This is a genomic window from Variovorax sp. P1_G12, from assembly GCF_056405555.1.
In genome coordinates this window covers 185,236-198,062 of sequence record NZ_JBFUBW010000011.1, presented here as the reverse complement: position 1 = coordinate 198,062, position 12,827 = coordinate 185,236, and the positions used below count along the sequence as shown (strand labels likewise).

At 68.1% G+C, this 12,827-nt stretch carries 10 protein-coding genes; 4 read left to right on the top strand and 6 right to left on the bottom strand.

The features are described from left to right. Positions 1-23 precede the first annotated feature (23 nt). On the top strand, positions 24-1,175 hold the full coding sequence (opgC, locus tag AC1D2O_RS15240) for an OpgC domain-containing protein (protein ID WP_478091630.1): 1,152 nt from the start codon (positions 24-26) through the stop codon (positions 1,173-1,175). On the opposite strand, the gene AC1D2O_RS15235 is transcribed toward opgC, so the two are convergent. The 5 genes from AC1D2O_RS15235 to argH all read right to left on the bottom strand — a co-directional run bounded on the left by AC1D2O_RS15235 (position 1,152) and on the right by argH (position 6,857). Next, positions 1,152-1,910, bottom strand: coding sequence for an SGNH/GDSL hydrolase family protein (locus tag AC1D2O_RS15235; RefSeq protein ID WP_478091632.1), 759 nt, complete (start codon positions 1,908-1,910; stop codon positions 1,152-1,154). The genes opgC and AC1D2O_RS15235 overlap by 24 nt on opposite strands. Before the next feature lie 146 nt (positions 1,911-2,056). Then, positions 2,057-3,427, bottom strand: a complete 1,371-nt coding sequence (locus tag AC1D2O_RS15230; RefSeq protein ID WP_478091634.1) for a UDP-glucose dehydrogenase family protein — start codon at positions 3,425-3,427, stop codon at positions 2,057-2,059. 4 nt (positions 3,428-3,431) lie between these two features. Next, a complete protein-coding gene (locus tag AC1D2O_RS15225) occupies positions 3,432-4,403 on the bottom strand; it encodes a UDP-glucuronic acid decarboxylase family protein (protein ID WP_478091636.1) in 972 nt (323 codons plus the stop codon). A gap of 21 nt (positions 4,404-4,424) precedes the next feature. After that, positions 4,425-5,267: a glycosyltransferase family 2 protein gene (locus AC1D2O_RS15220; RefSeq protein WP_478091638.1), complete on the bottom strand. Its 843-nt coding sequence runs from the start codon at positions 5,265-5,267 to the stop codon at positions 4,425-4,427. Positions 5,268-5,459: 192 nt separating this feature from the next. Next, positions 5,460-6,857 (bottom strand): argininosuccinate lyase, encoded by a 1,398-nt coding sequence (gene argH / locus AC1D2O_RS15215; RefSeq protein ID WP_478157344.1) that lies wholly within the window; start codon positions 6,855-6,857, stop codon positions 5,460-5,462. A gap of 24 nt (positions 6,858-6,881) precedes the next feature. On the opposite strand from argH, the gene AC1D2O_RS15210 reads away from it, so the two are divergent. The 3 genes from AC1D2O_RS15210 to AC1D2O_RS15200 are packed head-to-tail and all read left to right on the top strand — an operon-like array spanning position 6,882 to position 9,909. Next, positions 6,882-7,997, top strand: coding sequence for a sensor histidine kinase (locus AC1D2O_RS15210; RefSeq protein ID WP_478091715.1), 1,116 nt, complete (start codon positions 6,882-6,884; stop codon positions 7,995-7,997). 2 nt (positions 7,998-7,999) lie between these two features. Beyond that, entirely contained in the window at positions 8,000-8,746 is a 747-nt protein-coding gene (locus AC1D2O_RS15205) for a LytR/AlgR family response regulator transcription factor (RefSeq protein ID WP_478157342.1), read from the top strand. After that, a complete protein-coding gene (locus AC1D2O_RS15200) occupies positions 8,743-9,909 on the top strand; it encodes an AI-2E family transporter (protein WP_478157340.1) in 1,167 nt (388 codons plus the stop codon). The genes AC1D2O_RS15205 and AC1D2O_RS15200 overlap by 4 nt, the downstream gene beginning before the upstream one ends. A 36-nt stretch (positions 9,910-9,945) precedes the next feature. Here the strand turns inward: AC1D2O_RS15200 and ppc are convergent, their stop codons facing one another. After that, entirely contained in the window at positions 9,946-12,792 is a 2,847-nt protein-coding gene (ppc, locus tag AC1D2O_RS15195; protein ID WP_478157338.1) for a phosphoenolpyruvate carboxylase, read from the bottom strand. Between the last annotated feature and the right edge of the window lie 35 nt (positions 12,793-12,827).

The following is a 12,827-nucleotide window of genomic DNA, read 5'->3' as shown; positions in this document are numbered from 1 at the left end:
CCGCTCAAAGAACACGCCGACCGATGAAACGCTACTGGGAAATCGATGCATTGCGCGGGCTCATGCTCGTGCTGATGACCGTCACCCACCTGCCGACCCGGTTGACCGATCCGCTGGGACAGCCGTTCGGCTTCGTCTCGGCGGCTGAGGGCTTCGTGCTGCTGTCGGCCTTTGTCTCGGGGCTGGTCTACAGCCGCATCGCGCGCACCCGGGGCGTCGACTCGATGCGCCGGGCCTTCTGGCGACGGGCGCTCAAGGTCTACCTGAGCCAGGCGGCGACGCTGCTCTTCCTGTTCACGATCATCTCGGCGGTGGGCCTGCGCATCGACCAGCCGGCGGTGAAGAACCTGCTGTCCTTCTACCTGGCCAATCCGCGCGAGGGCTTCCTCTATTCGCTGCTGCTGGTCTACGAGCCGGCGCTGCTCGACATCCTGCCGATGTACATCTTCTTCATGCTCCTGAGCCCCTGGGTGCTGGCCTTCGCGCTGCGCCACGGCTGGACCGGCGTGATGGTGGCCAGCGCAAGCCTGTGGGCGCTGGCGCAGTTCGGGCTCAGCGAATGGCTCTACGCGCTGGCCGTGCGTTACCTGGGCCTCGCGGTGCCTTTCCACGAGATGGGCGCTTTCAATGCCTTCGCCTGGCAGTTCCTGTGGTTCGCGGGACTGTGGATGGGCGCCAGTCGCAACGCGCCCGACGCCAGGCCTTTTTTGAGCTTCCCGTCCTGGCTGGTCGTGCTCGCCGGTGCGGCAGCGCTCTACGGCTTCTGGTGGCGGCACCACGGCATCCATGGCCAGGCGCCCTTCGGCGGTGACGTCGAGCTCAACCTGCTGTTCGACAAGTGGCAGCTCGGGCCGCTGCGCCTGGTCAACCTGGCGGTGCTCGGCATCGTGGCGGTGCGCTTCGGGCCGGCCGTCATGCGGCGCATCCCGCGCCTGCACGGGCTGGAGGATCTGGGCCGCGCCTCGCTGCCTGTCTTTTGCGCCCACCTGGTGGCTGTGCTGTCGGTGCTCGCGATCTACGGCGACAGCCAGACGGTCCGCCCCTGGTGGGGCGACGGGCTGTTGCTGGGCGTCGTGTTCGGCTGGCTCTACGGTGTCGCCCGCCTCACGCTGTGGTGGGACGACCGGCCCAGGCCGCCGCAGCCCAGGCAGCTATCGCGTGCCCTGGGTGACTGACGGCCCTCGGGCTCCCTCGCCCTGTGCCGCTTGCTCCTGCAGGTGCGGGGCGATGGCCGACTGCCACAGCCGGTAGCCCTCGTCGTTGAGGTGCAGCTGGTCGCCCCGGAAGAGCTCCGGCCGGGGTCGGCCATCGGCGCCCAGCATCGGCGTGAAGATGTCGATGTAGGCGCTGTTGGGCAGCCGCTGGAGGTAGGCGCCGATCACGTTGTTGGTTTCGCGGATGCCCGGCAGCAGCTTCTCGCGCGAAGGGCTGGGCTTGACCGAGATGTAGGCGATGCGGGTGCCTGGCAGCTCGGTGCGCACCGTGTTGGCGAATTGGGCGAAGCTCTCCAGCACCTGCAGAGGCGTCCGTCCCTCGGCCAGGTCGTTGTCGCCGGCGTACACGAGCACCATGCGCGGCTTGTAGCGCACCACGAGCTCGCGCGCGAACAGGCCGCAGTCGGCCATGGTCGAGCCACCGAAGCCGCGGTTGATGACCACCGGCTGCTGCCGGAAGTCCTGTGCCAGCCGGGGCCACATGCGGATCGTGGAACTGCCGACGAAGAGCACGCCGCCGGGGGCGGGAAGGCGCTCGGCGTCGGCGGCGTCGAAGGCGTTCAGTTCGCGTTGCCAGCGTGCGTGGGCCGCAGCGTAGGCGGCCGACTCGGCCGCCTTCGAATCCGGCTCGGCCTGCGAGGCCAGCGGGCTCAGACATGCGAGCCAAACCAGGGCGACGCGGACAGCAGCTTTCATCGAATCAATGTTAACCAAACAGGGGCGCGGCCGGCGCAGCCTGGCCCGTCGGTGAAACACCGCGGAACCGGCTTTGCCGGGCCGCTGGTGTTGCCCCCGGCAGGGGGTGGGAGGGCTACACGCAGTGAGCCCGACCTGGGGGCGAGCTAGAAACTATTTCGCCCGATGCCCTGGTAGATGACGCCGGCATCCTTCATGGTGCCTGGTTCATAGAGATTGCGGCCATCGAAGATCACCGGCGTCTTCATCAGCGCCTTGAGCCGTTCGAGGTTCGGGCTGCGGTAGGCCTTCCACTCGGTCACGATGATCAGCGCGTCGGCGCCGGCCAGGGCCTCCATGGGGTCCTTGGCGCTGAACGTGATGCGTTCGAGCAGCGCCGGCGCGTCCGCGAAGTCCAGCTTCAGTGCCCGCCGCGTCTCGTCGACCGCGATCGGGTCGTGCGCCACCACGCGGGCGCCGGCGCGCAACAGCACGTCGAGCACGACCCGGCTCGGCGCTTCCCGCATGTCGTCCGTGTTGGGCTTGAAGGCCAGTCCCCACAGTGCGAAAGTGCGGTCGCTCAGGTCCGGGCCGAAGCGGGCCAGCACCTTGTTGGTCAGCACACGCTTCTGCTCGTCATTGACTGCCTCGACCGATTCGAGCACGCGCAGCGCCTGCCCGTGGTCGCGCGCGGTGCGGGTCAGCGCCTGGATGTCCTTCGGGAAGCAGCTGCCGCCGTAGCCGGTGCCGGCATACAGGAAGCTGTAGCCGATGCGCGGATCGGATCCGATGCCCTGGCGCACCGACTCGATGTCGGCGCCGACGCGGTCGGCCAGGTTGGCCAGTTCGTTCATGAAGCTGATGCGGGTCGCCAGCATCGCGTTGGCCGCGTACTTGGTGAACTCGGCCGAGCGCACGTCCATCACGCGGGTGCGCTCGTGGTTGCGGTTGAAGGGCGCGTACAGCCGGCGCATCCAGGCCAGCGCCTCGCGGCCGTTGTCGTCGTCGCTGTAGCCGATCACGATGCGGTCGGGCCGCATGAAGTCCTCGACCGCCGCGCCTTCCTTGAGGAACTCGGGGTTGCTGACGACCGAGAACTGGAGGTCGGAGCGGCCGCGCCGGTCGAGCTCCTCCTGGATCACGGCCGTGACCTTGTCGGCCGTGCCCACGGGCACCGTCGACTTGTCGACCACGACCTTGAAGCCGTTCATGTAGCGGCCGATGTTGCGCGCCGCGGCCAGCACGTACTGGAGGTCGGCGCTGCCGTCCTCTTCGGGCGGTGTGCCCACGCCGATGAACTGGACGTCGCCGAAGGCCACCGAGGCCTCGATGTCGGTCGAGAAGGACAGCCGCTGGGCCGCCACGTTCGATTCCACGACGGCGTCCAGGCCGGGCTCATAGATTGGGATGCCGCCGGCGTTGAGGGTGGCGATCTTGCTGGCGTCGACGTCGAGGCAGAAGACGTTGTTGCCGATGTCCGCCAGGCAGGCGCCCGTGACCAGTCCGACGTAGCCGGTGCCGATGATCGTGATGTTCATGAGATCAGGCCGCGTTGGGTTCCGAAAGAACCTGGTCGAAATAGGCGATGGTCTTCTTCAGGCCTTCGTCGAGCTGGGTGCGCGGCGTCCAGCCGTCGAGTTCCTTCTGCGCCAGCGAGATGTCGGGCCGGCGCTGCTTGGGATCGTCGGCGGGCAGCGGCTGCTTGATCAGCTTGCTCTTCGAGCCGGTGAGCTCGATCACCCTGTTGGCCAGCTCGAGCATCGAGAACTCGCCGGGGTTGCCGATGTTGATCGGACCCGGTACTTCGTCGCCGGTGGCCATCATGCGCAGCATCGCCTCCACCAGGTCGTCCACGTAGCAGAAGCTGCGGGTCTGCTGGCCATCGCCGTAGATCGTGATGTCCCCGCCCCGGAGCGCCTGGACGATGAAGTTCGACACCACGCGGCCGTCGTTCATGTGCATGCGCGGCCCGTAGGTGTTGAAGATGCGCACCACCTTGATGCGCAGCTGGTGCTGACGGTGGTAGTCGAAGAACAGCGTTTCGGCGCAGCGCTTGCCCTCGTCGTAGCAGCTTCGGAGGCCGATCGGATTCACGCGGCCCCAGTAGGCCTCGACCTGCGGGTGGATCTCCGGGTCGCCGTAGACCTCGCTGGTGGAGGCTTGCAGGATCTTGGCGCGCACGCGCTTGGCCAGGCCGAGCATGTTGATGGCGCCGTGCACGCTGGTCTTGGTGGTCTGGACCGGGTCGTGCTGGTAGTGGATCGGCGAAGCCGGGCAGGCGAGGTTGAAGATCTCGTCCACTTCGATGTAGAGCGGAAAGGTCACGTCGTGCCGCATCAGCTCGAAGCGCGGGTGGTGGAGCAGATGCTCGACATTGCGCTTGCTGCCGGTGAAGAAGTTGTCGACGCACAGCACGTCGTGGCCCTGCTCGATGAGGCGGTCGCACAGGTGGCTGCCGAGGAAGCCGGCGCCGCCGGTGACCAGGATTCGCTTGGAAGCGTTGTATTTGCGCATGCGCGTGATCACTCCGTAATGTCAGTTCGATGGCTGCTGGTTGCGTTGCTCGTACATCTTCGCATCGACCAGCATGCGGAACCAGAGCGCCTGGAAAAACGCGAAATAGAAACCGGTCCTGCCGTCCAGGAAACCGAGGCGAAAGACATAGCGATAGACGAAATAGCCGAGCGAGCGGATGCCGATCGGGAGCTTGTAGTAGAGCTCCTTGATGAAGCGGGTGCGCTCCCGGGCATCGCCCATGAGGCGGGGTTTCAGCACGTCGTCGGCGGCGCCGCGCGGGCCGAGCTTCTCCTTCGCCTCGGCGTCGCTCCAGCGGTTGTGGCTGGCGATCCAGTCGCTGAGCCGGGCCGAGTTCTTGTCGTGCATGAAGCCGCCGAGGCGCCCGGGCGTCGCGGGGCTGATGAAGTGCTGGTCGTAGAGCCGCGATTCGCAGCGTCCCTGGCCCGAACGGAACAGGCGCAGGTGCCAGGGATTGAGGCCGCTGAAGCGCAGCATCTTGCCCATGAAATAGTCGCGGCGGCGGATCAGGTAGGCGTCCGACCCGGGCGTGCCGGACAGCAGCGCATTGATGTCGGCCACCGCGCGGGCGTCGAGCACCTCGTCGGCATCGAGGTGCAGTTGCCATTCATAGGCCTGCTCGACCTGCGCGATCGCCCAGTTGCGCTGGTCGCTGTAGTTGGTAAACGGGCGCTGAACCACGGTGCAGCCCAGTTCCGCGAGGATCGCGGGCGTGCCGTCCGACGAATGGGAGTCGACCGCGAAGACGTGCGGGCTGACTTTCTTCGCCTCGGACACGGTTTCCCGGATGATGGAAGCGGAATTGAAGGTCAGGATGACGACGACGCAGCGGGGTTTTTCCATGGAGTTCGGCGCTCGGTAACAGCTTCGGTTCAGGGTTCACCCTGAACCGTAAGCGCAAAGAATGCCAAACTTTAGCACTACATTCTTACATTTAGGAACACAACGGACGGTCGATGCCTTTCGTCCATGGGCCTATTGCCGCAGAACTTCACATTGTCGGCCGTGAAGTCGACCACGCACCGTGCGTCTCTCTCAGGCCAGCCTGGCCTGGTGCCGGGCGATCTGCCGGCGCACCTGCGCCGGCGCGGTGCCGCCGAGGATGTCGCGGGCGTTCAGCGAGCCGCGCAGGCTCAGCACGCCATAGACGTCCTTCTCGATCTTCGGGTTGAAGGTCTGCAGCACGGCCAGCGGCAGCTCCGACAGGTCGACCTGGTGCGAGATCGCCGCCTTGACCGCGTGGGCCACGGTTTCGTGCGCGTCGCGGAAGGGCAGGCCCTTCTTGACCAGGTAGTCGGCCAGGTCGGTCGCGGTGGCATAGCCGCGCAGGGCGGCGCGCTCCATCGCCTCCGGCTTCACCGTGATGCCGCCGACCATCTCGGCGAAGATCCGCAGCGTGTCCTTGAGCGTGTCGACGGTGTCGAACAGCGGCTCCTTGTCTTCCTGGTTGTCCTTGTTGTAGGCCAGCGGCTGGCCCTTCATCAGCGTGATCAGGGCCATCAGGTGGCCGACCACGCGGCCGGTCTTGCCGCGGGCGAGCTCGGGCACATCCGGGTTCTTCTTCTGCGGCATGATCGAGCTGCCCGTGCAGAAGCGGTCGGCGATGTCGATGAAGCCGAACGATTGGCTCATCCACAGCACCAGCTCCTCGCTCAGGCGGCTGATGTGCACCATGGCGAGCGAGGCGGCGGCCGTGAATTCGATCGCGAAATCGCGGTCGCTGACTGCGTCCAGGCTGTTCTGGCAGACCTCGTCCATCCCCAGCGCGCGGGCGACGGCCTCGCGGTCCAGCGGGTAGCTGGTGCCGGCCAGCGCCGCGGCGCCCAGCGGCAGCCGGTTCACCCGGCGGCGCACGTCGGCCATGCGCTCGCCGTCGCGCGCGAACATCTCCACGTAAGCCAGCATGTGATGGCCGAAGCTCACCGGCTGGGCCACCTGCAGGTGGGTGAAGCCCGGCAGGATCACCTCGACGTTCTTCTCGGCCAGCGCCAGCAGCGACTTCTGCAGGTCGGTCAGCAGGCCGCCGATCAGGTCGATCTCGCCGCGCAGCCACAGGCGCACGTCGGTGGCCACCTGGTCGTTGCGGCTGCGGCCGGTGTGCAGCCGCTTGCCGGCATCGCCCACCAGCTGCGTGAGCCGGGCCTCGATGTTCAGGTGCACGTCCTCGAGGTCGAGCTTCCAGTCGAATGCGCCCGATTCGATTTCCTCGCGAATCTGCTTCATCCCACCCTGGATGGCGGCGTGGTCCTGCGCGCCGATGATCCCCTGGGCTGCGAGCATCCCGGCATGCGCCAGCGAACCTTCGATGTCCGCCTGCCACAGCCGCTTGTCGAAGAACACGCTGGCCGTGTAGCGTTTCACGAGGTCGCTCATCGGTTCGGAGAACAGGGCGGACCAGGCTTCGGATTTCTTGTCGAGTTGGTTTTGGGTCATGGGAACCGATCAGGGGAGGCAATAATGGGTTTGACACCCATTGTTTCTGCGATGCGCAACCTGTCGATTTTATCGGCCCCCCTTTCGGCGTCGCCGGCGACGCCTTCAACTTCGCCCTTGCAGCGCAGGGGGCGGGTGTCGGCGCGTCCCGGCAGGCCGCTGTTCGACGCCTGCCAGATCGGTGTCGTGCTGCGCGCCGTGCTGTTCGTCGAAGTGGTGGTCGCGGTGGCCACGATGTTCCTGGCGCCGACGCTGTCCGAATGGCTGCTGCTGGCCGCAACCGTCACCGGCGGGGCCTTGCCCGCCACGCTGGTCTGGCTGCTGGCCACCTGTGGGCTGAAGCGGCTGCTGGCACGGCTGCCGGCCCCGGCGCAGTACGCAACGGGGGCCCTGCTCGGTGCGCTGTCGGCCCTCTATGGCTGCGGCCTGCTGCGGCTGACCGCCGTGGTCGGCGCGGCGCCCTGGCTGGCCAGCGCCCTGGCCGGCGTCCTGTTTTCGGGGCTGATGATGGCGGCGCTGGTGCTGCGGGCGCGCGGCCAGACCCCGGCGGCCACCACGGCGCGGCTCGAGGAACTGCAGTCGCGCATCCGGCCGCACTTCCTGTTCAACACCCTCAACAGCGCGATCGCCCTGGTGCGCCAGGAGCCGGCCAAGGCCGAGGCCATGCTGGAAGACCTGAGCGAGCTGTTCCGCCAGGCGCTGGCCGATCCGGGCGAATCGGTCACGTTGGCGGACGAGATCGCGCTGGCCGAGCGCTATCTGGCGATCGAGCAGGTGCGCTTCGGCGACCGGCTGCGGATTCGCTGGGACATCGATCCGGCCGCCGACGACGCCCGATTGCCGCCCCTCCTGCTGCAGCCGCTGGTGGAGAATGCGGTCAAGCACGGCGTCGAGCCGAGCCCGGACGGCGCCCGCCTGCGTATCCGAACCGAGCGTCGCGGTGGCATGGTGTTGATCGAGGTGGTCAACAGCCTGCCGCCGCTGCGCTGGGCCGATGCGCCGCTGCCCCGCGGCCATGGCATCGCGCTGGCGAATGTGCGCGACCGCCTGCGGCTGCTGCACGACATGCAGGCGCAGTTCAGCGCCGGCATGGACGAGAAGAGCTACCGCGTACGCATCGCCATTCCTGCCGAGTCATGAGCATGAATCCTCTTCGCACCCTGATCGTCGACGATGAAGCGCTGGCGCGCTCGCGCCTGCGCGCCCTGCTGGCCGATTGCCGTTCGCCGGCCGCGGAGGTGGTGGCCGAGGCGGCGCACGGCGAGGGCGCCCTCAAGCAGCTCGCCAACGCGCGCTACGACCTGGTGCTGCTGGACGTCCACATGCCCGGCCTCGACGGCCTCGAACTGGCCCGCAGGCTGCGCCATCACGAGGCTGCGCCGGCCGTGGTGTTCGTCACCGCCTATGCGGCCCACGCGGTCACGGCCTTCGAACTCGAGGCGGTCGACTACCTGACCAAGCCGGTGCGGGCCGAACGCCTTCAGCAGGCCCTGCAGAAGGCCGAGCGCTATCTGAAGGAGCGGCGCGTGCCGGTCCCGGAACCGCAGGACGCGCTGCTGATCCAGGACCGCGGCCGCACCGAGAGGGTCCCGCTGTCGGAGGTCCTCTATCTGAAGTCCGAGCTCAAGTACCTCACGGTGCGCACCGCATCGCGCAGCCACATCTTCGACGGCTCCCTGTCCGAGCTGGAGGAACGCTATCCGGCGAAGTTCGTCCGGGTGCACCGCAACGCGCTGGTGGCGCGCTCGGCCATTCGTGCCCTCGAGAAATACGACGACGGCGAAGACGCCGAAGGCTGGGCGCTGCGGCTCGACGGCATCCCCGAACCGGTGGTGGTGTCGCGCCGCCAGCTGTCGACCGTGCGCGAAGCGCTCAAGGACGCACGGTGAACGATGTGGTCGAGCCGGGGGCAGACGCCGCGGTCGAGCCGTCGCAGGAGCCCGAACGCATGCTGCTGCACATGCCGGTCGACGTGCGCAGCGCGTCGCTGCTGGTGCTGGCGGTGCTGGCCAGCGTGTTCGCGCTGCGCTGGGCGGCGGCGGTCTTCATCCCGCTCATGGTGAGCCTGATGCTGACCTATGCGCTGGCGCCGCTGGTCGATCGTCTCGAACGCTGGAAGATCTCGCGCTGGGTCGGCGCGGCCGTGATCCTGCTCGGTATCGGCGGTGCCTTCGGCTGGACCGGCTATTCGCTCGCCGGCAGCGCCTCCGAGCTGGTCGATTCGCTGCCGGTGGCGGCGCAGAAGCTGCGCCTTGCGATGCGCACCAGCAGCCGCACCGCCGACACCAACACCCTCGACACGGTGCAGAAGGCTGCGGCGCAGCTCGAGCAGGCGGCCGAGGAGAATTCGGCCAAGGTGGCGGCGCGCAAGGGCGTGGCGCGGGTGATGATCGAGCGGCCCCCGTTCAACGTCCGCGACTACCTGTGGAGCGGCACGGTGGGGCTGATCGCCGCCGCCGGCCAGCTCACGCTGGTGGCCTTCCTGACCTTCTTCGCGCTGGCCTCGGGCGACACCTTTCGCCGCAAGCTGGTCAAGATCACGGGGCCCAGCTTGCAGAAGAAGAAGATCACGGTGCATGTGCTCGACGACATTACGGTGCATATCGAGCGCTACCTGCTGGTTCAGATCCTCACCAGCGCGCTGGTCGGCATCGCGACCGGCCTCGCGTTCTGGGGCATCGGGCTCGAGAACGCGGCCGTGTGGGGCATCGTGGCGGCGGTGACCAACCTGATCCCGTACATCGGCTCGCTGATCGTGATGTCGGCCGCGGCGCTGGTGGCTTTCCTGCAATTCAATGGCGTCGAGATGGCCCTGCTGGTGGGCGGTACTTCACTGCTGATCCATACCCTGGTCGGCAGTCTGCTGGTGCCCGTCCTCACGAGCAAGAGCAGCCGCATGAATCCGGTCGCGGTCTTCGTCGGCGTGATCTTCTGGGGCTGGCTGTGGGGAATCTGGGGCCTGCTGCTGGGCATTCCGATCACGATGGTCGTGAAGGCGGTCTGCGACCACGTGGAAGACCTGCAGTCGATCGGGGAGCTGCTGGGGGACTGATCCGATGGGCCCCCGCGCCGCGGCCCCATCGGGCCGTTAGCCGGTGTTGCGCAACCCCGCCGCCACCCCGTTGATCGACATGTGGATGCCCTTTTGCAGCCGCTCGTCGACCTGCCCCGCACGGTAGCGGCGCATCAGTTCGACCTGCAGGTGGTGCAGCGGGTCGATGTAGGGGAAGCGATGCCGGATCGAACGCTGCATGTCGGCGTTGCCCTCCAGGCGCTGCTTCGCGCCGGTGATTAGCGTCAGCGCCTCGGAGGTGCGGTGCCATTCCGCCTCGATCATCGAGAACACCTTCTGCCGCAGCTTCTTCTCGGCCACCAGCTCCGAGTAGCGCGAGGCCAGCGCCAGGTCGCTCTTGGCCAGCACCATGTCCATGTTCGACAGCAGTGTGCGAAAGAACGGCCACTGGGCGTACATGCGCTGCAGCAGCGCCTGGCGCTCCTTGCGTGCGGCCGGGTTGGCGGCTTGCGCGAGGAATCGCTCGATCGCCGAGCCGAAGCCGTACCAGCCGGGCAGTGTCAGGCGGCACTGGCCCCAGCTGAAGCTCCAGGGCACGGCGCGCAGGTCCTCGATGCTGCGGCTCGGGTTGCGCGAAGCCGGGCGCGAACCGATGTTGAGCTCGGCGATCTCCCGGATCGGCGTGGCGCTGAAGAAGTAGTCGCCGAAGCCCGGCGTCTCGTAGACCAGCGCGCGGTAGGCCGCCATGCTGGCCTCGGACAACTCGGCCGCTGCGGCGACGAAGGTGGCGGGTGCCGCCTTGGCGGGCGGCAGCAGCGTGGCCTCGAGCGTCGCGGCCACCAGCGTCTCGAGGTTGCGCCGGCCGATCTCGCTGTTGGCGTACTTGGAGCCGATCACCTCGCCCTGCTCGGTCAGGCGGATCTGGCCGCGCACGGTGCCCGGCGGCTGCGCCAGGATCGCCTGGTAGCTCGGACCGCCGCCGCGGCCCACGGTGCCGCCGCGGCCATGGAACATGCGCAGCCGGATCGGCGCTCCGCCGTCGGCGTTGAGGTCGTCGAACAGCGCCACCAGCGCCAGCCCGGCGCGGTACAGCTCCCAGTTGCTGGTGAAGATGCCGCCGTCCTTGTTGCTGTCGCTGTAGCCCAGCATCACGTCCTGCTCGGCGCCCGAGCGCCGCACCAGCGCATGGATGCCGGGCAGCGCATAGAAGGCGCGCACGATCGGCGCCGCGTTGCGCAAGTCCTCGATGGTCTCGAACAGCGGCACCACGATCAGGTCGCAGGTCGCGTTGTCGGCCAAGGTGCCTCGCAGCAGTCCCACTTCCTTCTGCAGCAGCAGCGCTTCGAGCAAGTCGCTCACGGTTTCGGTGTGACTGATGATGTAGTGGCGGATCGCAGCCGCGCCGAAGCGCGCGCGGGCGGTGCGTGCCGCCGCGAAGATCGCGAGCTCGCTGCGGGCGAGCGCCGAGTAGTCGGCGTCGGGCACGCGCAGGGGCCGGGCGTCGTCGAGCAGGCGCAGCAGCAGCGCCTGCTTGTCCTCTTCCGCCAGCGCCGCGTAGCCGGGCTCGATGCGCGCGGTGGCCAGCAGTTCGGCCACCACCGCCTCGTGCTTGTCGGAGCTCTGGCGCAGGTCGACGGTCGCCAGGTGGAAGCCGAACACTTCCACGGCACGGATCAGCGGATGCAGGCGCGGCGCGGCGAGCACGGTGCCGTGTTCGTCGGCCAGCGACTCCTCGATGGTGTGCAGGTCGGCCAGGAATTCCTCGGCCGTCGCATACGGGTTCTGCGGCGGCACCGCATGGCGCGCGGCCTCGCCGCCGGTCAACTCGCGCAGGGTGGCGGCCAGCCGCGAGTAGATGCCGGCCAGGGCCCGGCGATAGGGCTCGTCGACCCGGTGCTCGTTCCTGTCGGGCGAGCGCTCGGCCAGCGCCTGCATCTCGACCGACACGTCCACCAGCGTGGCCGACAGTGACAGCTCGCCGCCCAGGTAGTGGACTTCGGTGAGGTAATGGCGCAGCGCCAGTTCGCTCTGCCGGCGCAGCGCGTACTCCAGCGTTTCGGCGGTCACGTTCGGGTTGCCGTCGCGGTCGCCGCCGATCCACTGGCCCATGCGCAGGAAGGGCGCCACCGAGGGCACGCTGGCGCCGTGGGCCAGGGCCTTCTCGAGATCGGCATAGACCCGCGGGATTTCGCGCAGGAAGGTCGCCTCGTAATAGCTCAGCGCGTTCTCGATCTCGTCGGCCACCGTGAGCTTGGAGAAGCGCAGCAGGCGGGTCTGCCAGAGCTGCGTGACGCGCGTGCGCATCTGGCGCTCGTTGTCCGCGTACTCCAGCGGCGTCAGCGCATCCTTGCCACCGGCGAAGGCGCGCTGCCGCAGCGCGATCTCGTCGCGGGTGGCGAGCAACTGCGCGATGGCCCGCTCGGCGTCCAGGATGCTCTTGCGCTGGACCTCGGTCGGGTGCGCGGTGAGCACCGGCGAGACGTAGCTGTGGGCCAGCGACTCGACCACCGCTTCGGGCTTGATGCCGGCCTTGCGGATGCGCGCCAGCGCGGTCTCCAGGCTGCCCTCGGCGCTGTCGCCGGCGCGGTCGGCCTCGGTGCGGCGGCGGATCTGGTGCCGGTCCTCGGCCAGGTTGGCCAGGTGGCTGAAGTAGGTGAAGGCGCGGATCACGCTCACCGTCTCGGCCGCGCTCAGTCCCTTCAGCAGGTTCTTCAACGCCCGGTCCGCCGCATGGTCGGCATCGCGCCGGAAGGCCACCGACAGGGTGCGGATCTTCTCCACCAGCGCGTAGCTGTCGTCCCCCTCCTGTTCGCGGATCACGTCGCCGAGGATGCGGCCCAGGAGCCGGATGTCGGCGACCAGGGGCAGGTCTTCGTCACGGGTCCGGCGCTTCGCGGCAACCGGTGCGGGGCTCGTCTTCATTCGAAACTTCTCCTCGTGGACTGGGGACATGCCGA